Source organism: Phenylobacterium sp. FG114, assembly GCF_057809855.1.
Genome location: NZ_JBMDKU010000016.1, coordinates 75,609 through 93,367 on the forward strand (window position 1 = coordinate 75,609; position 17,759 = coordinate 93,367).

A 17,759-nucleotide genomic window follows, 5' to 3' on the forward strand; every position below is an offset into this window, starting at 1 on the left:
CGTCACCCCTCGCGTCGCGTGTACTGCGGCCGCCGTTTCTCCAGGAACGCCTGCACCCCCTCCTGGAAATCGCCGTCCGAGCTGGCCAGGATCTGATTGCGGTCCTCCATGGCGATGGCCGCCTCCAGCCCCTGGGCGTCGATGGCGTGGTTCAGCGCCTCCTTGGTCAGGCGCAGGCCCAGCGGTGTGGCGTGCAGCATGTCGTCGACGAAGCCCCGGGCCTCGGCCTCGAGCTGGTCCGGCTGCACGATCCGGCTGACCAGGCCCAGCTGATAGGCCCGTTCGGCGTCGATGAACCGGCCGGTCAGCATGTATTCCGCCGCCACCGAAGACCCGACCATGCGCGGCAGGAAATAGCTCACCCCGATGTCGCAGGCCGAGAGGCCGATGCGGATGAAGGCGGCGTTCATCCGCATCTTCGGCGTCGCGATCCGCACGTCCGACGCCAGCGCCAGGGCGAAGCCGCCGCCGGCCGCCGCGCCGTTCACGCAGGCGACGATCGGCTGCGGGCAGCGCCGCATGGCGATGACGATCTCGCTGATCTCGCGCTGCCGCGTCAGGCCGGCCCCGATGGACCGCGAGCCCTGCGGATCGCCGCGCTCCTTCAGGTCCAGCCCGGCGCAAAAGGCGGCGCCCGCCCCCTGCAGCACCACCACGCGCACGTCGCGCCGCCAGTAGAGGTCGACGAAGAACTCCCGCAACTCCGTCACCAGGTTGCGGGACAGCGCGTTCAGCCGGTCGGGCCGGTTCATGGTCGCCCAGACGACCTCGCCCTCCTGGCGCAGTTCCAGATCGGCCATCGCCTAAAGTCCTTTCAGCCAGTCGAGCAGGATCGCGGTCACCTCGGCGGGCCGCTCCTGCTGGGTCCAGTGCCCGACGCCCGGCAGCACGTGCGAACCGCGCAGGTCGGTGACGTGCTCGCGCATCATGGCCGAGGGGTCGGGGATACGACCGAAGCCGTTGAAGGCGGGGTCGCGGTCGCCGCCGATCAGCAGGCTGGGCTGCTCGATCTTGCGGTCCTTGAACGCCTGCAGCCACTCGAAGTCGCGCTCGTGGTTCCGGTAGCGGCTGATCGGCCCGAAGAACCCCGAGCGCTCGAACTCCGCCACGTAGTAGTCGAGGTCGGCGTCGGTCAGCCAGGCGGGGAACACCTTCGGGTCCACCATGCCTTCCAGCATCGAGGCCCCGTGCTTCTTCTGCGGCCACGAGCCGTCGGGCGCCTCGCCTGCGATGCCGAAGTAGAACTTGCGCAGGAAGTCGCGGACGTCGGCCTCGGCCTCCGCTTCCGGTGGCCCCACGTCCTGGAACCAAGCCTGGTAGAAGAAGTGGCCCTTGCTTGTGAACAGCTCGGTGAAGATCTCGGTGAACGGCCGCTTCGGCACGCCGCTGTACGGCACCGACAGGCCCGCGACGGCCGAGATCACGTCGGGCCGGGTCAGCGCCGTGTTCCAGACGATGGGCGCGCCCCAGTCGTGACCGATCAGGATCGCCTTGTCGCCCGGCGCCATCGCCTCGACCACCCCGGCGACGTCGCCGGTCAGTTCCTGCATGGAATAGGCAGCGACGTCCTTGGGCTTGTCCGAGCCGCCGTAGCCGCGAACGTCCAGCGCCGCCACCTGGTAGCCGGCCTTGGCGATCGGCCCGATCTGGTGGCGCCACGAGTACCAGCTCTCGGGAAAGCCGTGGACCATGACCACCAACGGCCCCTCGCCCTCCACCGCCGCCCGCAGCTTGGCGCGCCCCGTGTCGATGGTCCGGAATTCCGGCATGCGTTTCCCCGTATCGTTTGGCCCATGTTCTCCCGTCGCCGAGCAGTGGCAAGGCTGACCGTGCGTCACGGTTGACCGCCTTTCCGGGCGTGCAAGCATGCGCAAAAGGGAGGAGCGCCATGGTCTCGCTGGTCGAGAAGAGCGCCGGGTTCGCGCACGTCCGCTGCACGCTGGAGCATCACGTCGCGACCGTGGTCCTGGATCGGCCGGAGCGACGCAACGCCCTGAATTACCAGGCCTATGACGAGCTGGAGCAGGCGTTCCGCCTCGCCACCGCCGACGACGAGGTGCGCTGCATCGTCGTCACCGGCGCCGATCCCGCCTTCTGCTCCGGCGACGACGTCGGCGAGATCATGGCCGGGCCGAAGCCGGTCTCGAAGCGGTCGCTGCCCGTCACCTATCAGGCCACCCCCGCCGCCATCGCGGTGCTGGAATGCGACAAGCCGGTGATCGCCGCGGTCAACGGCGCGGCCGTCGGCTGGGGCATGGAGTTGGCGTTGTTCGCGGACATCCGCCTCGCGTCGGAGAAGGCCAAGTTCGGCGAGCTGTTCGTCAAGCGCGGCCTGGTCTGCGACGTGGGCGGCTTCTATCGCCTGCCCGCCATCGTCGGCCCCGCCAAGGCGGCCGAGCTGCTGTTCACCGGGGATGTGTTCGACGCGGCGGAGGCCCTGCGCATTGGACTGGTCAGCCAGGTGACCGCCCACGGCGAGCTGATGCCCGCCGCCCGCGCCCTCGCCGGCCGCATCGCCGCCAATCCGCCGCTGGCCGTGCGCCACCTCAAGGCCGGCCTTACCCGCTACGCCCATGGCGACCCACGTGAGATCGGGGCCTGGGCCATCGAGAAGATCCGCCTCCTGATGCAGACCGAAGACCACAGGGAAGGCGTCGCCAGCTTCCTCGAGAAGCGCCAACCGGTCTTCCAGGGGCGTTGAGCATGAGCAGCCGATCCGTCGCGGGCCTGACCGTCCTGATCACCGGCGCCGCCAGCGGCATGGGCCGCGCCACCGCCGAGGTGTTCGCCGCGGAGGGCGCCCACGTCGCCTGCACAGACATCGCCGTCGAGAGCGTGCGCGAGGTGGCCGACGACCTGGTCCACCGCGGCTTCTCGGCCGAGGCCTGGGCGCTGGATGTTTCGGATGCCGCCGCCATCAAGACGGTGACCGATCAGGTCGCCGCGCGCTTCGGCAGTCTCGACGCGCTGGTCAACAACGCCGGCATCTCCGCCTTCTGCCCCATCGACGCCGAGCCCTACGACGAGGTCTGGGCCCGGTCGCTGTCGATCCTGCTCACCGCCCAGCAGCGGCTGGTGCGCGCCGCCCTGCCCCACCTGCGCAAGTCCGCCTCGCCGCGCATCGTCAACATCGCCTCCACCGAGGCCCTGGGGGCCACCAGCCGCGATAGCCCCTACGCCGCGGCCAAGGCCGGCGTCACCGGCCTGACCCGCGCCCTGGCCGTCGAACTGGGTCCGGAGGGGATCACCGTCAACTGCATCTGTCCCGGTCCCATCCTCACCGGCATGACGGCCGGCGTGCCCGACGAGGACAAGCAGGTGTTCGCCAAGCGCCGCACGGCCATGCGCCGCTACGGTCGCCCGGAGGAAGTCGCCCACATGACGCTCAGCCTCTGCCTTCCGGCGGCGTCCTACATCACCGGGACGACCATTCCCGTTGACGGGGGCCTGATGGCGCGCAACGCCTAGGGCCATGATTGGCCGTGGCCTCCTGCTCGCGCTCCTGTTCTCCGCGCCGGCCCAGGCGCAGACCTACCGGCCGCCGCGCACGGCCGATGGCGCACCGGACCTGCAGGGGGTTTGGGACAACGACTCCATGACCATGCTCCAGCGGCCCAAGGGCTTCGCGGGCCTCGTCGCCACGCCCGAGGAAGCCGCCGCGCATGAGGCCAAGCGGTATCAGCGCTACGAGAGGGTGGTGGGGGACGTCGATCCCAACGCCCCGGCCCCCGAGCTCGACAAGGTGGAGGACGACGACCGGTTCGATCGTCCGCGCGGCCTGGCCCGCATCCGCGGCGAGATCCGCAGTTCCCAGATTGTCGATCCGGCCGACGGGCGGTTGCCCTACACGCCGCAGGCGCGCGCCGCCGCCGAGAAGGCGCTGAAGGACGAGTTGGCCTACGACGATCCCGAGGGCCGCCCGTTCGACGAGCGCTGCCTGCTGGGTGGCGGTGGCGGCGTGGCGCCGCCCATCATGAACCGCGACCACTTCAAGATCGTCCAGACGCGCGACAGCGTGGTGATCTTCGGCGAGATGAACCACGAGGCGCGGATCATCCGCCTCGGCGGCGCGCGCCTGCCGCCGGCCGTCCGACCCTGGATGGGCGACCCGGTCGGCCGGTGGGAGGGCGAGACGCTCGTGGTCGAGACCACCAACCTCAGCCCCAAGGACGGCTGGCGCTGGAACGCCGGCGACTGGATCAAGCTGTCGCCCGCCGCCCGCATCGTCGAACGCTTCACCCGCACCGGTCCGGGCGAGATCACTTACGCCTATGTCGTCGATGATCCGGCCACCTACACCCAGCCCTGGCGCGGCGAGCTGCTGTTCATCGCCACCGACGCGCCCATGTTCGAGTTCGCCTGCCACGAGGGGAACTATTCCCTGCCCAACATCCTGGCGGGCGCGCGGCAGCAGGAGCGCGACGCGGGTGCGGCGAAGGCCGCGAAGTAGCGGGCCGACTCCGGGATTCGGGCGGGCCGCACCGGCGGATCCAACCGCGCAACCCGACGCACCAAGTCGAGCCAGCGGTGCGATGCTCCGTCGGCGGCGGGTCGCCCTCGACTAGGCGCCGGTGAACTTGCCGGGCCGCTTCTCCCGGAACGCCGCAATCCCCTCGCGGTAGTCCTGGCCCGAGGTCGCCAGCAGGAACTGGTCGCGGTCCATGTAGATCGAGGCCTGCGCCGTCGCCCCGGCGACGGCGTTCACCGCCTCCTTGGTCATGCGCACCGGCAGCGGCGGCAAGGCGGCCACCTTGTCGGCCCAGCGGCGCGCCGCCGTCAGCGCGCCACCCGTCGCGACGGCCTCGTCCGCGAAGCCCCAGTCCAGGCATTTCGCGGTGTCCACGGCCTCGCCGAACATCACGAACTGCTTGGCCCGGGATGGCCCCACGAGGGCGGCGATCTTGGGGATGCTGCGCCAGCTCATGTTCATGCCCAGCGGAACCTCCGGCAGGCGCAGGTAGGCGCCCTCGCCCATCACCCGGAAGTCGCACGACAGCACCAGCGCCGCCCCGCCGCCGATGCAATAGCCCTCGATGGCCGCGATGGTGACCGCCTCGATCTCGTTCCAGGCCCGGCACATGTCCGGCCCCGCCATCACCGCCCGGCGACTCTCCATCAGCGGCAGGCCGGTGCGCGCCTGGCTGGCCGACAGGTCGGCCCCCGCCGAGAAATAGGCCTCGTTCCCCGTCAGGATCACCGCCCGCACGTCGGTCCGCAGCCGCAGCAGGCCGGCGACCTCGGTCAGCTCCTCCATCAGCTCGCCGTTCAGCGCGTTGCGCGCTTCGGGCCGCGCCAGCGTCACCTCGACGGTCTGGTCCCGCCGTCCGACGCGGATCGTCCGCCACTCGGTGTCGAAAAGTCTGTCGGCCACGCTCGCCTCCCCCCCGGGATTTGGCCGCATCTTGGAACGGGGGCCGCGATCCGGCCTAGCCCTTCTTCTTGCCCAGGCCGAAGGTGGGGACGCGGTCGCGCAGGCTCTTCTTCTTGGCCTTCGGCGCCTGGGGCGGCAGCTCGACCACCGGCGGGCTCGCCTGCGCCGTCGCGATGGGCGCGGCCGCGGCCGCGGGCTCGGGCGCGTCCGCCGCGGCCACCGTCTGCACGCCGAGGTCACGGTCGCACCGTTCGTCGCGCTTGGCGGCTTCGAACACGGTCGCCGTCAGCACAGGCTGGAAGCCCGGCTTGTTGGTGCTGATGAACACCGCCAGCGCCCGACGCCCCGGGATGTTGCAGAACGTCTCGCGGAAGGCCCAGTCGCCGGCCTCCCACCGCGTCTTGGCCGGCGTGAAGAGCTCGGCCCGCCGCTTGATCGCCGCCTGCACCGCGTCCTGCACCTGAACCGGCTCGCCAGCCGTGACGCGCACGGTGCAGCTTACCGGGTCCTTGCCACGGCGGATCGTCACGTCATCGCCGTCGATGTCCTCGACCGGCGCGGCGTCGATCACCGCGGCCAGGCAGGCGCCCGTCGCGGAACGCGCCTCCTGCACCGGATCGGCGTGGGCCGCCACGGCGGGAAGGGTCAGCAGCAGGGCAAGGGCAAGCGTTCGCATGGCGCTGGTTCGCCTAGCATCACGGCGCGGATGTGGCGACTAGCCGGTGTTCCTGAGGCCCGAGGCGACGCCGGCCACCGTCAGCTGAATGGCCAGCTTGAGCTGCGGGTCGTCGGCCCCGCCGCGTCGCCGGGCGAGCAGTTCGAGCTGCAGGTGGTTGAGCGGGTCCACCACCTCGGCGGCCAGCGCCACCGACTCCGCCATCTGCGGATGGTTGTCCAGCAGGCGGCTGCCGCCGCGGATCGCCAGCACCAGGCCACAGGCCGCCTCGTGCTCGGCCCGGATCCGCTCGAAGATCGCCTTGCCCTCGGGGCCGGAATGCAGCGCCGCGTACTTGGCCGCGATCGCCATGTCGGACTGGGCCAGCGCCACCTCCATGTTGGAGATCATCGAGGCGAACAGGTTGTCGTCGGCCAGCGCCTTCAGGTCCTCGGCCGAAAGCCCCGCCTTCGCCGCCCCGCCCGCGAAGCCGTACCAGGCCGGCAGCATGAAGCGGGCCTGCGACCACGAGAACACCCACGGGATCGCCCGCAGGTCCTCGATGCGGCGGCTTGCGGTGCGCGAGGCCGGCCGGCTCCCGATGTTCAGCCCCACGATCTCCGCGATCGGGGTCACGCCCCAGAAGAAGTCCTCGAAGCCCGGCGTCTCGTAGACCAGCTCGCGGTACGCCGCGAACGACGCCTGGCTGAGCGTCTCCAGCAACGCCGAGCCCGCCTCGGCCGGCGCGGCCTCGGTGTTGCTCGCCATCGCCACCGCGGCGGTCAGGCTGTCGAGGTTGCGCCGCGCCGTCGGCTGGTCGCCGAACCGGCGCGAGATCATCTCGCCCTGCTCGGTCAGGCGCAGCCGCCCCTTCACCGTGCCCGGCGGCTGGGCCATCACGGCCTGGGCCGCGGGGCCGCCGCCACGCCCCACCGAGCCGCCGCGGCCGTGGAAGTACCAGAGGTCGACGCCGCGAGCCTGGGCCTGGGCCTGCAGCACCGCCGCCGCCTTGGTGACGTTGTAGCGAGAGGCGACGTAGCCGCCGTCCTTGTTGCTGTCGGAATAGCCCAGCATCACCTCGCGCCACTTGGGCTCGCCGAACATCTCGCGCGGCAGCTTCAGCGACAGCCATTCCTTCAGCAGCACAGGCCCGTGCTCCAGGTCGCCGATGGTCTCCAGCAGGGGCGCGATGCGGATGGCGCTGCGCCCTTTGTCGCCGCCCTGCACCAGGCCCGCCTGCTTCAGCAGCACCAGCGGCTCCAGCACGTCCGACAATGTGGCCGTCTTCGAGATGATGTAGGCGCCCAGCGCCTTCTCGCCGTAGAGGCGCACCACCTCGGCCGCGGCGTCCAGCACGCCCAGCTCGCGCATGGTCTCTTCGCTGTAGTCCAGGAACGGCGAGCGCAGCGGCCGGTCGTGGCTGAGTTCCTTGGTCAGCACCCGCACCCGCTCGGCCTCGTCCGAGCCCAGGTAGTCGATATTGACCCCCGCCCGCACGTACAGCTCGTGGATCATCCGCTCGTGCACGTCGGCGTTCTGGCGCAGGTCGATCGACAGCAGGTGGAAGCCGCAGGCCTTGGCCACCGCGATCAGGGTGCGCAGGCGGCCCCCCACCACGCGTTCGCCCAGGTGCGCGCGGATCGACTGGCGGATGGTCTCCAGGTCGGCCACGAAATCCGCCGCCGCCTCGTAGGCCGGAGACCCCGTGGGCCATGATCCGCCCGCCAGCCGGTTGGCCGTGGCCGACAACCGGTCCCAGATCTCCTGCAGCGCCAGGCGATAGGGTTCGTCCTTGCGGTGCGCGTCGTCCTTGCCCGCGTGCGGCGAGGCGTCGGCCAGCGCCAGAACGCCGGCGCTGGCGGGTGTCAGGTCCATGCTGATCGCCAGGTCGAACCACAGCCGGCGCACCTCGTCCGAATAGTGGTTGAGGATCAGCCGCGCCTGCGAGCGCATGGCCAGCCGCAGCGTCTCGCCGGTCACGCCCGGGTGGCCGTCGCGGTCGCCGCCCAGCCAGGACCCCAGGGTCAGCGGCGTCGCGTTCTCGAACCGCTCGCTCCACGTGTCGTACAGCTCGGACAGCGCCGGCAGGATCGAGCGGCGCACGATCGCCAGCGAATTGCGGATCTCGTCGGCCGGGCTGATCCGATCGGGCCGGTGCATCCGCGCCTTCCAGAGCAGCGCCACCTCGCGGAACAGGTCCTCGCGCAGCCGCTTCTCCACATGTGGCAGGAGGTGATGGGTGCGCAGCGACATCAGCCGCGCGATCTCGGCCTCACGCTCGACCACGGCGCGGCGACGCACCTCGGTCGGATGCGCGGTCAGCACCGGGGCCACGGCCATGCGCGGCACGATCCGCCCCGCCGCCTTCGGCCCCAGCCGCTCGGCGGCATCGACCAGGGTGTTCGGCAGCGCGCCGGCCTCCATCTCCGCCTCCACCGAGCGTCGCCGGCCCGCGACGTCCTCGCCCAGGTTCGACAGCAGGGAGGCGCAGGTGAAGGCGCGCGCGAGATAGACCGCCTGGTCCGGACGCAGGGTCGAGAACAGGGCCTCCAGCGCCTCCTCGTCATCCTGGCGGGCGACGTCGCGGGCCCGGCTCACCAGGGCCGCGGCGTCCTCGCCGTCGAGGTAGCGGATCACGTCTTCCAGGAGAGCGGTCAGGTAGTGGACCGAGGCCCCCGCCGCGGCTTCCGGGACCGGGGCGACCCGCATATCCATCATCGGTCCGACTCCGCTAGGCACGCAAAACGGCGCGCAACATACCGCAAGGGTAGGGTCCGTCAGCCAGGATCGCGCGATGAAACCCCGCCCATTGCGCCGAACGCGCCGGCCGCAGGCGCGCGATCTCCAGGGCGCCCATCCCTTGTGCTGCGAAAACAGCGGGTTGCCGGCGCATCCTCGCGGCGTCGGCCTCGATCTCTACGAAGGCGATGGACCGGCCCTGCAGCGCGCTCACCTCCGCCACGGCGCGGTCCAGGCTCCAGCCCAGCGCACCCTGCCCCGTATCGGCCACCACCCGCGCCATCCGGAACAGCCGCCAGTGCAGATAGCCCAGCTCGCCCAGCGGGTCGTGGGCGTAGGCGCCGAGGTCCCGCGCCAGCTGCTCGGCATAGGTGGCCCAGGCCTCCGAGTAGACGCCGAACCACCGCTGCTTCGCCGGATCCTCAGACTGAAGCGTCGCCTGCAACGCGTGCCCCGGGACCGTCTCGTGGAACGCGACGCTGGGCAGGGTCCACGTCGGCCGCTCGCGGATCGCCTTCAGGTCCACATAGTAGGCGGGCGGCTCGCGATAGCCGCCTCGCCCACGCGCCTCGTCGGCCGGCGACATGCGGCGCACCTCGGCCCGCGGAATGGCCAGGCCGCCGAACGCGCTGGCCAGGCGGGGGCGCAGGGCCTCCAGCCGCGCGTTCATGTCGGCCACGGCCCGATCGCGGCCGGCGCCGTCATCTGGGTAGAGATGACGTTCGTCCGCGAACAGCGCCCGCAGCCGTTCCGCCACGCTGCCTTGGCCGAGCCCCTGCCCTCGCAGGAGCCGGTCAGCGCGCCCGTGCAGCCGCCGCGCCTCGACGAGCGCCCGCCGGTGCGCTGCGAGCGGGTCCAGCGGCGCCCCCCAGGCCCCGGCGAGCACTTCGGCATAGTCAGCCGCCAAGCTCGGGCCGGCCAGGAGCGCGGCGGCTGAGGTCAGCACGGTGCGTCGGATCCACATCAACGGTGTGTCTAGCCGACGAAATGGACGAATGATACCGGTGTCATCATGGATTTCGACCGCCGGACCCTCCTCACCCTGGCCGCCGCCACACCCGCGACCGCCGCCGCCATGGACCTCGCGCCGAACCTGACCCAGCCGCCCGCGGATCCCTCCGAGATCGTCAGGCTGTGGCCCGGCAAGCCGCCCGGGTCCCTGACGGTTCTGCCCCGCGAGCAAGTCGTCGACCGGCGGCCGCAAAGCGGCTTCCAGGACCGCATCGTCACCGGGATCGGCGAGCCGCTGCTGACCGTGTTCCGCCCGGCGAAGCCCAACGGCGCGGCCTGCCTGATCGCGCCGGGCGGCGGCTATATCCGCGTGGTCATCGACAAGGAGGGCTTCGAAATCGCCCACCGCCTGGCCGCCGCCGGCGTGACCTGCTTCGTGCTGCGCTACCGCCTCCCGGCCGAGGGCTGGGCCGAAGCGTCGGACGTGCCGCTCCAGGACGCCCAGCGGGCGATGCGTGTGGTCCGCGCCGGCGCCCAGCGCTGGCGCATCGATCCGAAGCGCGTCGCGGCCCTCGGCTGCTCAGCGGGCGGCCACGTCGCCGCCAGCCTGGCCACCGGCTATGCGCGCGAGGTCTACGCGCCGGTCGACGACGCGGACCGCCTCTCCGCCCGGCCCGACCTGTCGGCCTTGCTCTACCCCGTGATCGACATGTCCCTGCCCTACGCCCACAAGGGCTCACGGACCGCTCTGCTGGGCGCCCGGCCGACAGCCGCGACGGAAGCCGCCTATTCGCCCCATCGGCAGGTCACCGCCGAGACGCCGCCCACCTTCCTCGTCCACGCGGCCGACGATCCTTCGGTGCCGGTCGAGAACAGCCTGAACCATCTGGCCGCCCTGCGCGCCGCCAGGGTCGCCGCCGAAGCGCACATCTTCGAGGAAGGCGGCCACGGCTTCGGCATCTGGCTCGCGCGCGGGAAGCCGGCGCGTGCGTGGCCCGAACTGTTCGTGGCCTGGGCGGCCCGGCGCGGCTGGCTGGGCTAGCCCTCGCCCACGGTTGCGTTTGCGCTAAAGCTGAGGCGTGCTCTCGCCCATGTCCGCCTCCTCCGCCACAGCGTCGCGCAGCCTGCCTGGCGAGGTGGATGTCGCCGTCGTCGGCGGCGGCGCGGCGGGGATCGCGGCGGCGCGCCGGCTGATCGAGCGGGGCCGCTCGGTGCTCGTCCTCGAGGCGCTGCCCCGGCTGGGCGGCCGGGGCTGGACCATCGAGCTGCAGGGCCACCCCTTCGACCTCGGCTGCGGCTGGCTCCACTCGGCCGAGCGCAATCCCCTCGCCGCGCTGGCCGAGGGCCGGGGCCGGACACTGGATCGCAGCGAGGGCGCGTGGCGGCGGCAGCTCCACGACATCGACTTTCCCCAGAAGGACCAGCGCGCGGCCTGGGCGGCGTATGAGCGCCTGGGCGAACGGCTCCGTCACGCGCCGCCGCCCAGCGATCGGGCCGGCGACGCCGTCGCCCGCGACGACCCATGGCGGCCCTTCCTCGACGGGCTGAGCGGCTTCCTGAACGGCGTGGAGCTCGACCAGCTCTCGGTTCGAGACTTCCTCGCCTACGACGACGCGGCCAGCGAGGCCAACTGGCGGCTGCCGTCCGGCTACGGCGCCTTCCTCGCCGACCTTGGCGAGGGCATACCTGCGGCGCTCGACACCCGCGTGCGCTCCATCGCCGAGGGCGACAGCGTCCTCGTCGAGACCAACCGAGGGACCGTGCGGGCCGGGGCCGCCATCGTCTCCGTCTCCAGCAACGTTCTCGCCCGAGGCGACATCCGTTTTTCGACCGGGCTGGACGACCACCTGCACGCGGCGTCACGCCTGCCGCTCGGCCTCGACAACAAGGTCTTCCTCGCCCTGTCGGAGGTCGATGCGGTTCCAGCGGAGTCGCATCTCCTCGGCCAGCTCGATCGCGCCGGCACGGGCAGCTACTACCTGCGCCCGTTCGGCCGCCCGGTGATCGAGGCGTTCCTGGGCGGCGGCCTCGCCCGCGACCTGGAGGCGGCGGGGGACGCGGCGGCCATCGACTTCGTAAGCGGCGAACTTCGTGACCTGCTGGGCGCGAACTTCGTCCGTGCGCTCACCCCGCTGGCGGTCACCCGCTGGGGCCAGGAACCGACGGTCCTCGGGTCCTACAGCCACGCCCTGCCCGGATACGCCGACGCCCGCGCCGTCCTGGCGCGCGCGCCCAGCCCGCGGCTCTGTTTCGCCGGGGAGGCTTGCTCGGCGCACGACTATTCCACGGCCCACGGGGCTTGGGAGACCGGCCTCGCCGCCGCCGACTGGATCGACGCGGGCCTGCCGAAGGCCGGCTCATGAGCTTCTTCGAGAGCCTGCTGGTCTTGCTGGCGGTGGCGATCCTGCTGCTGCAGGTGTCGCGCCGGCTCACCATCCCCTACCCGACGATGCTCGCGGCCGCGGGCGTCGCGCTGGCGCTCGTTCCCGGCGCGCCGCCGATCACGCTCGATCCGCACATGGCGCTCGCGCTCTTCATCGCGCCGGCCCTGGTGGATGCCGCCTTCGACTTCCCCGTCGAGGCGATACGCCGGTTCTGGCGTCCGCTCTTCGCGCTCGCGGTCCTGGCCGTGTTGCTGAGCGCCGGCGCCGTGGCCTGGCTGGGCGTCGCCATGGCCGGACTGCCGCTCTACGCGGCCCTCGCGCTCGGTGCGATCGTCGCCCCACCCGACGCGGCCGCCGCGACCGCGATCCTGAACGACGTACAGATGCCGCGCCGCTCGGTGACGGTCCTCAAGGGCGAGAGCCTGCTCAACGACGCCACGGCCCTGCTGCTGTTCAGTGCGGCCACCGCGATGCACACCCGGGAAGGGATCGACGCCAGCCTGGCGCTCCACCTGGGCCTCGCCGCGCCCGGCGGACTGCTGCTGGGCTACGTCATCGCGAAGCTGTTCCGCTACCTCACGCCGCTTGTGACCGGCACGCTCGGCGGCAACCTGCTGGAATTCGTGAGCTGCTTCGGGGTCTGGATCATCGCCGAGCGGCTGGGCCTGTCGGCGGTGCTGTGCCTGGTCGCCTTCGCCATGACCATCGCCCGGACCGCCGGCCTGACGACGCCGCCGCGGATGCGCATCCACAGCTTCGCCGTCTGGACGAGCGCGGTCTTCCTGCTGAACGTGCTGGCCTTCCTGCTCATGGGCTTCCAGGCCCGGTCGATCGTCAGCGCCATGGAACCGGCGCGACTGCAGGAGGCCGCCGTTTTCGCCCTGGCCGTCATCGGCTGCATCGTCGGCGTGCGGATGGCCTGGGTGATGCTGTACAACGTCCTGGCCCGTCGCTTCCGCGCGGTGCGGGGGGACAGCCCGCCGGCCACGCTCCGTCAGGGCCTTCTGGTGGGCTGGTGCGGCATGCGGGGCCTGGTGACCCTGGCGACCGCCTTCGCCCTGCCGGCTTCGTTCCCGCAGCGCGACCTCATCGTGCTCACCGCCTTCGCGGTCGTGCTCGCGACGCTGGTGCTCCAAGGACTGACCCTTGGACCGCTGGTGCGGCTGCTCAAGCTGGACGGCGAGGACGGCCTTGGCGACGAACTCGCCGAGGCCCGCGCGTCGCTCGCGTCGGTGGCGCTCGCCGTGCTGGACGGCAAGGCCGGGCCCGCCGCCGAGCATTGGCGCTACGGGTTCGAGACCGTGCGGGCCGCCGCGCTGTCCCCGGGCGATCCCGGGCTGCCCGAGAAGCGACGGCTGGGCCTGAAGGCGATCCGCGCGCAACGCGAACGCCTCGAGGCCCTGAGGATCGAACAACGCATCGGGCCCGACGCCTTCCTGTCGCTGCAAGAGGAACTCGACTTCTCGGAGGTGGCGCTCGTCGGGGAGTCCGGCCAGACGATCGAGGAGAGCTGACCGCCGGCGAACCGAATTCATCCGCCGTTAGACCGCATCATCCTACCGAAGGGCGACCAAGGCCAAGGATTCGGCGCTAAGTGCTTCGCTTGACAGGGAAAGCCCCCTCTCGGATCGTCTCGCTCCCACGTGGAGTCGTCTCGGAAGTGGACGCGGAAGTTCGCGATCAGATCCTCGTCACCGAGACGCGCACCGAGCTGAGGGGCAGCGTGGCCGCCTGGGCCGGCCTGTCGGCCATTACCGCCTTTCTGGCCGTCGAGTTCGCCGGCAAGGCGCATCCCTTGCCCTTCGCCCTATGGCTATCGGCCATCAGCCTGTTCCTGACAGGCTGGCTGGCCGCATGGCTGCGGTTCATCCTGCGGCCGCCCAGCGACCAAGCCATCCTGAAGCACTGGATCCCCGGGGCGAAGGCCGCGATGGTCTTCTGCAACGCGACCTCCGCGGGCAGCGTCTGGGTCTTCCTGCCGGTCGCCGGACCCGAGCTGCGGGCGCTGCTCCTGGTCCTCTATGCCTGGTACCTGATCATCCAGTTCGCGGCGGCGACCGAGGCTACCCAGGTGCTGCGTAGCGCGGTGGTTATGGTGCTCGGCGCGCTCATGTCGTGGCTGCTCGTCGCCCAGCCGCCCTACGCCGTGCCGCTGTCGCTGTTCCTGCTGATGTTCGGCGCGACGCTCATCGCCATCCGCCGCTTCGTCCGTCAGGCGGTGGTCAAGGAAACGGCTGCACGCGCGGCGGCGGACCTGGCGCGCCGCGAGCTGGCGGCCGCGCTGGTGGTGCTGGAGCGCGAGCGCGACGCCAAGACCCACTTCATCCGCGCCGCCTCGCACGACCTGCAGCAGCCCTTGCAGGCGGCGGCCCTGTTCCTCGGCCAGGTGAAACCCGGGGCGCGGGCAGCCGATCAAACCCGCTTCATCGGCGGGTTGCGCGAGGCGCTCACCGCGGCGCGCTCGCTGGTCGCGGCGATGCTGGAGCATCTGCGGCTCGAAGGCGGCGCCATCCAGGCCAAGGTGGCCACGCTCACCGCCGGCGAGGTGTTCGACCGCGTGCTGCTCACCCAGCAGCCTGCGGCGTCCGCCGCTGCGATCGACCTGAGCGTCGTCGGCCGCAGCGTCGGCCTGCGGGCGGACCCCGCGCTCCTGACGCGGGCGATCGAGAACCTGGTGGCCAACGCGCTCCGCCATTCCGGCGGCCGCCGCGTGGTGCTGGGGGCTCGGGTGCGGGGCTCGGAGGCCGTCATCTGGGTCGTCGATGACGGTCGGGGCCTCGCCCTCGGCGAGGAGGCGCGCATCTTCAGCCCGTTCGAACAGGGCGCGCACGTCGGACAGAGCGGCGGCTTCGGGCTGGGTCTGGCGTCCACCTGGGGCCTGGTGGCGTTGATGGACGGCGAGTGCGGCGCGCGGGGCGGCGTGACTCGTGGCGCGGCCTTCTACATCCGGCTCCCGCGCGGCGAGCGGACGGACGGCGTGAAATGCGCGGCCTGATCTGCGATGACCATCCGCTGATGCGCGAGGCGCTGGCGGGCGCGGTCCGCGCGCGCTGGCCGAACCTGACGATCGTCGAGGCCGCCGACTATCCATCGGCCTGGCAGGCGGCCGAGGGCGACGTGCAATTCGCCCTGGTCGATCTGGGCATGCCGGGCGCCGAGCCGTTGGCGGGCCTGGAGGAACTGCGCGCGCGGGCGCCCGATGCGACGATCCTCGTGGTCACGGGCTTCACGGATCAGGCCTTGCTGGACGCCGTTCGCGCACTCGGCGTCGTGGCGCTGTCCAAGAACGATGACCCCGAACACCTGATCGAGGCGATCGCCGAGGCCCTGCCGGCGCTCCAAGGTCGGCAAGCCTCGCGCCTGCCCGCCCGGCAGCGACAGGTGCTGGAGCTGCTGGCCCAGGGACTGACCAACAAGGAGATCGCCCTGCAGCTGGGCATCGCGCCGGCCACCGTGAAGATCCACGTCGCGCGCCTGACCAGTTGGCTGGGCGCCGTGAACCGCACGGACGCCGTCGCCCGAGCCCAGCGCGCGCGGATGGTCTAAGGCAGCCGGGCCGGGCTCGGGATGTAGGCCTTATGGCAGCCGTTACAGGCGTCGTAGATCGGCCCGCCGCCGATCTCGAAGGCCTTGTCGACGTCCTTGGCCTTCGCCGCCGCTTCGCCGGCCACGGCGCCGTCCGCGAGCATCTGGGCGAACGCGTTCCAGCGGCCCGGTCGGGAATGGGCCATCAGGTCGCGACTCTTCGCCTGCAACGTCTGGGCGCCCACGACCGCCGCCGCCCAGCGGGCCTCGGCCTGCGCGGGCGTCTCGCCCTCGGGCGGATCGTTCCCCCCGGCCCAGAACGCCTTCGCCGCCGGATCGATGGCGGTGACCATCAGCGCCTGCACCGCGATGTCGTGGTTCACCACCTGGGCTACCGCCCCGCCCGCGACGAGGGCTGCGGCCAGGGCGGCCAAGGTCAGACGAACGCGCATCTTGGAATCTCCGGTATGGACCGGAGCCTACGCCTTCAGCGTGCCTGGTCCAGATAGTCGATCAGGGTCGTCATGTTCTGGACATAGGCGCCCGTCGAGATCCCCAGCGCCGGCTTGTCGGTCGGATAGGGCGAGGTGTCGGTCGCGTCGCCCACATGGGTGGTCGAATAGTCCTTGTCGGCCTTGGCCGGCGGAGTCGCGCCCGTGTAGGGGTTGCTGGTCGCCACCAGCGGGGTTGGCCAGTAGCCCTCTGCGTTCAGCCCGCCGATCAGCTTGTCCGCCGCCTCGCCCGTCACCGCGGCGCCCTTCTGCGCCTTTATGTTCAGGTCCGAGGTCTCCAGGTCGCGCGTGGCGAAGTACTTCGGCAGCGGGACCAGGCCCTTGGCAAGCAGCGGCGAGTCCTTCGTCACCTCCGCCGGGCTGGTCTTCCGCAGGCGCTCGTAGCGGGCGCGCATTCCCGCCACGTCGATCTTCCGCCAGGCGCCGTAGTGGGCCAGGGTCTTCTGGTCCGAATAGTCCCAGTAGTACTCGCCGTTGACGACGTTCGAGCCGCGGCGATGGACGTAGATCGGCCGATCAGTGCCGATCTCGATGTAGGTCGGGTGCGTGCGCCCGTCCGGCCGGGGCCTCGCCAACTTCACCTTGTCCAGCCAGTCCAGCGCCTCGGGCACGCGGGCGAGGTACTTCGTGTCGCCGGTCAGCTCATAGAAGTTCATCAGCTGGGTGACGTTGTTGGCGGTGGTGTGGGTGGCCAGCGCCGTCGGCTCATAGGTCCGCGCCCCCACGGGCTTGAGGTCCGCCACCGTGTACTGCAGACCCCAGCCCGGCTGCGGCTGGCCCTGCTGGGTCACGATGAAGCTGTTCATCGCCCGGTTCACCGCCTCCAGCGCCCGGGTGTCGCCCAGCGCCTGGTAGACCATCACCAGGAACTTGATGTTCTCGCCGGCCACGTCGTCGTTGAAGGTGATGAAGCTGGTGTAGTCCGGCTTGCCGTGGTGGCTGAACTCGTTCTTCAGGGGATAGCGCTGCGGCCAGCCGCCGATCGGATACTGGCTCTCCAGGACGAAGTTCACCGCCTTGTCCAGCGCCGGCTTCCACTTCGGATCGCGCTTCTCGACGTAGAGCCGCAGCAGGAACTGCATGGCCTCGGATGTGCCGGCGTCGTCGAAGGTGGCGTTGCCCCAGTAGTGCTGGAATTCCTCCATCCGCCAGGCGTTCTGGCCATAGGTGGCGTACCAGTCCTTCAGCGACGCCTCGCCGCCGAAGTCGATCATGTAGTGCCACCCGCCGCTGGGGTGCTGGCCCCAGACCAGCGCCTCCGCCGCCCGCTCGGCGGCCTGGTAGTAATATTCGTCGCCGGTGGCGTGATAGGCGTCGAGGAACAGGTGGCCCATGGTGCCGGTGCCGGGCGGCTGCACCCAGATCATCGTTGGCTTGGCTTCCAGCTCGCCCCAGCGCCGCGTCATGTCGGCCGTGTACGACCAGACGTAGCCACCCTTGTAGGCCACCTTCTCGACCATGAACCGCGTCGCGGTCTTCATCGCCGCCAGGGTCTGGTCCCGGCTGGGGGCCTGGGCTGCGGCGGGCGCCGCGAAAGCCAACACCAACGCGCCGACGACACCGGCGAAAACGCCCCGAAACATGCCCGCTTCCTCTTTCGTTGCGATGGGTGTAGCGCAAAT

Annotated in this window: 16 protein-coding genes; 8 read left to right on the plus strand and 8 right to left on the minus strand. The window is 71.2% G+C overall.

All coding sequences use genetic code 11. From position 1 onward, the window contains the following. Positions 1–2: 2 nt before the first annotated feature. Positions 3–800, minus strand: coding sequence for an enoyl-CoA hydratase/isomerase family protein (locus tag ACODSY_RS22610; protein ID WP_488954153.1), 798 nt, complete (start codon positions 798–800; stop codon positions 3–5). 3 nt (positions 801–803) lie between these two features. Next, positions 804–1,769, minus strand: coding sequence for an alpha/beta fold hydrolase (locus ACODSY_RS22615; protein WP_488954154.1), 966 nt, complete (start codon positions 1,767–1,769; stop codon positions 804–806). 119 nt (positions 1,770–1,888) lie between these two features. Between ACODSY_RS22615 and ACODSY_RS22620 the strand changes: the two genes are divergently transcribed. Genes ACODSY_RS22620 through ACODSY_RS22630 form a run of 3 tightly spaced genes read left to right on the plus strand, consistent with a single transcriptional unit; the run spans position 1,889 to position 4,450 of the window. Beyond that, positions 1,889–2,701, plus strand: coding sequence for an enoyl-CoA hydratase/isomerase family protein (locus tag ACODSY_RS22620; protein WP_488954155.1), 813 nt, complete (start codon positions 1,889–1,891; stop codon positions 2,699–2,701). A gap of 2 nt (positions 2,702–2,703) precedes the next feature. Beyond that, complete coding sequence (locus ACODSY_RS22625; RefSeq protein ID WP_488954156.1) at positions 2,704–3,468, plus strand: SDR family NAD(P)-dependent oxidoreductase; 765 nt, start codon at positions 2,704–2,706, stop codon at positions 3,466–3,468. A gap of 4 nt (positions 3,469–3,472) precedes the next feature. Further along, complete coding sequence (locus ACODSY_RS22630) at positions 3,473–4,450, plus strand: hypothetical protein (RefSeq protein WP_488954157.1); 978 nt, start codon at positions 3,473–3,475, stop codon at positions 4,448–4,450. A gap of 111 nt (positions 4,451–4,561) precedes the next feature. Here ACODSY_RS22630 and ACODSY_RS22635 read toward each other — a convergent pair whose 3' ends face one another. Genes ACODSY_RS22635 through ACODSY_RS22650 form a run of 4 tightly spaced genes read right to left on the minus strand, consistent with a single transcriptional unit; the run spans position 4,562 to position 9,729 of the window. After that, the gene (locus ACODSY_RS22635) at positions 4,562–5,371 is read right to left on the minus strand and encodes an enoyl-CoA hydratase/isomerase family protein (protein ID WP_488954158.1); all 810 of its coding nucleotides are present in this window, start codon (positions 5,369–5,371) and stop codon (positions 4,562–4,564) included. Between the two features lie 55 nt (positions 5,372–5,426). Then, the gene (locus ACODSY_RS22640; RefSeq protein ID WP_488954159.1) at positions 5,427–6,047 is read right to left on the minus strand and encodes a hypothetical protein; all 621 of its coding nucleotides are present in this window, start codon (positions 6,045–6,047) and stop codon (positions 5,427–5,429) included. A gap of 39 nt (positions 6,048–6,086) precedes the next feature. Further along, complete coding sequence (ppc, locus tag ACODSY_RS22645) at positions 6,087–8,744, minus strand: phosphoenolpyruvate carboxylase (protein ID WP_488954160.1); 2,658 nt, start codon at positions 8,742–8,744, stop codon at positions 6,087–6,089. Positions 8,745–8,757: 13 nt separating this feature from the next. Next, on the minus strand, positions 8,758–9,729 hold the full coding sequence (locus tag ACODSY_RS22650) for a DUF885 family protein (protein ID WP_488954197.1): 972 nt from the start codon (positions 9,727–9,729) through the stop codon (positions 8,758–8,760). Positions 9,730–9,777: 48 nt separating this feature from the next. Here ACODSY_RS22650 and ACODSY_RS22655 point away from each other — a divergent pair, with 48 nt between their 5' ends. From ACODSY_RS22655 to ACODSY_RS22675, 5 genes are all read left to right on the plus strand, one after another. Continuing rightward, the gene (locus ACODSY_RS22655; RefSeq protein ID WP_488954161.1) at positions 9,778–10,758 is read left to right on the plus strand and encodes an alpha/beta hydrolase; all 981 of its coding nucleotides are present in this window, start codon (positions 9,778–9,780) and stop codon (positions 10,756–10,758) included. A 49-nt stretch (positions 10,759–10,807) separates the two neighbouring features. Beyond that, positions 10,808–12,079 carry a flavin monoamine oxidase family protein gene (locus tag ACODSY_RS22660; RefSeq protein ID WP_488954162.1) on the plus strand — a complete coding sequence of 424 codons (1,272 nt, stop codon included), beginning with the start codon at positions 10,808–10,810 and terminating at the stop codon, positions 12,077–12,079. Further along, entirely contained in the window at positions 12,076–13,614 is a 1,539-nt protein-coding gene (locus ACODSY_RS22665; protein ID WP_488954163.1) for a cation:proton antiporter, read from the plus strand. Before ACODSY_RS22660 ends, ACODSY_RS22665 begins: the two co-directional genes overlap by 4 nt. Before the next feature lie 146 nt (positions 13,615–13,760). Beyond that, a complete protein-coding gene (locus tag ACODSY_RS22670; protein ID WP_488954164.1) occupies positions 13,761–15,095 on the plus strand; it encodes a sensor histidine kinase in 1,335 nt (444 codons plus the stop codon). Continuing rightward, complete coding sequence (locus ACODSY_RS22675) at positions 15,083–15,646, plus strand: response regulator transcription factor (protein ID WP_488954165.1); 564 nt, start codon at positions 15,083–15,085, stop codon at positions 15,644–15,646. Before ACODSY_RS22670 ends, ACODSY_RS22675 begins: the two co-directional genes overlap by 13 nt. Here ACODSY_RS22675 and ACODSY_RS22680 read toward each other — a convergent pair. Further along, on the minus strand, positions 15,643–16,077 hold the full coding sequence (locus ACODSY_RS22680) for a hypothetical protein (protein ID WP_488954166.1): 435 nt from the start codon (positions 16,075–16,077) through the stop codon (positions 15,643–15,645). The two genes, ACODSY_RS22675 and ACODSY_RS22680, sit on opposite strands and share 4 nt — an antisense overlap. A gap of 35 nt (positions 16,078–16,112) precedes the next feature. Further along, positions 16,113–17,720 carry a pectate lyase gene (locus tag ACODSY_RS22685; RefSeq protein WP_488954167.1) on the minus strand — a complete coding sequence of 536 codons (1,608 nt, stop codon included), beginning with the start codon at positions 17,718–17,720 and terminating at the stop codon, positions 16,113–16,115. Between the last annotated feature and the right edge of the window lie 39 nt (positions 17,721–17,759).

Bases quoted from the DNA above. Each gene is read 5' to 3' on its own strand.
- ACODSY_RS22610 (WP_488954153.1), bottom strand. From the start codon at position 800: ATGGCCGATCTGGAACTGCGCCAGGAGGGCGAGGTCGTCTGGGCGACC.
- ACODSY_RS22615 (WP_488954154.1), bottom strand. From the start codon at position 1,769: ATGCCGGAATTCCGGACCATCGACACGGGGCGCGCCAAGCTGCGGGCG.
- ACODSY_RS22620 (WP_488954155.1), top strand. From the start codon at position 1,889: ATGGTCTCGCTGGTCGAGAAGAGCGCCGGGTTCGCGCACGTCCGCTGC.
- ACODSY_RS22625 (WP_488954156.1), top strand. From the start codon at position 2,704: ATGAGCAGCCGATCCGTCGCGGGCCTGACCGTCCTGATCACCGGCGCC.
- ACODSY_RS22630 (WP_488954157.1), top strand. From the start codon at position 3,473: ATGATTGGCCGTGGCCTCCTGCTCGCGCTCCTGTTCTCCGCGCCGGCC.
- ACODSY_RS22640 (WP_488954159.1), bottom strand. From the start codon at position 6,047: ATGCGAACGCTTGCCCTTGCCCTGCTGCTGACCCTTCCCGCCGTGGCG.
- ppc (WP_488954160.1), bottom strand. From the start codon at position 8,744: ATGATGGATATGCGGGTCGCCCCGGTCCCGGAAGCCGCGGCGGGGGCC.
- ACODSY_RS22650 (WP_488954197.1), bottom strand. From the start codon at position 9,729: ATGTGGATCCGACGCACCGTGCTGACCTCAGCCGCCGCGCTCCTGGCC.
- ACODSY_RS22655 (WP_488954161.1), top strand. From the start codon at position 9,778: ATGGATTTCGACCGCCGGACCCTCCTCACCCTGGCCGCCGCCACACCC.
- ACODSY_RS22660 (WP_488954162.1), top strand. From the start codon at position 10,808: ATGTCCGCCTCCTCCGCCACAGCGTCGCGCAGCCTGCCTGGCGAGGTG.
- ACODSY_RS22665 (WP_488954163.1), top strand. From the start codon at position 12,076: ATGAGCTTCTTCGAGAGCCTGCTGGTCTTGCTGGCGGTGGCGATCCTG.
- ACODSY_RS22675 (WP_488954165.1), top strand. From the start codon at position 15,083: ATGCGCGGCCTGATCTGCGATGACCATCCGCTGATGCGCGAGGCGCTG.
- ACODSY_RS22680 (WP_488954166.1), bottom strand. From the start codon at position 16,077: ATGCGCGTTCGTCTGACCTTGGCCGCCCTGGCCGCAGCCCTCGTCGCG.
- ACODSY_RS22685 (WP_488954167.1), bottom strand. From the start codon at position 17,720: ATGTTTCGGGGCGTTTTCGCCGGTGTCGTCGGCGCGTTGGTGTTGGCT.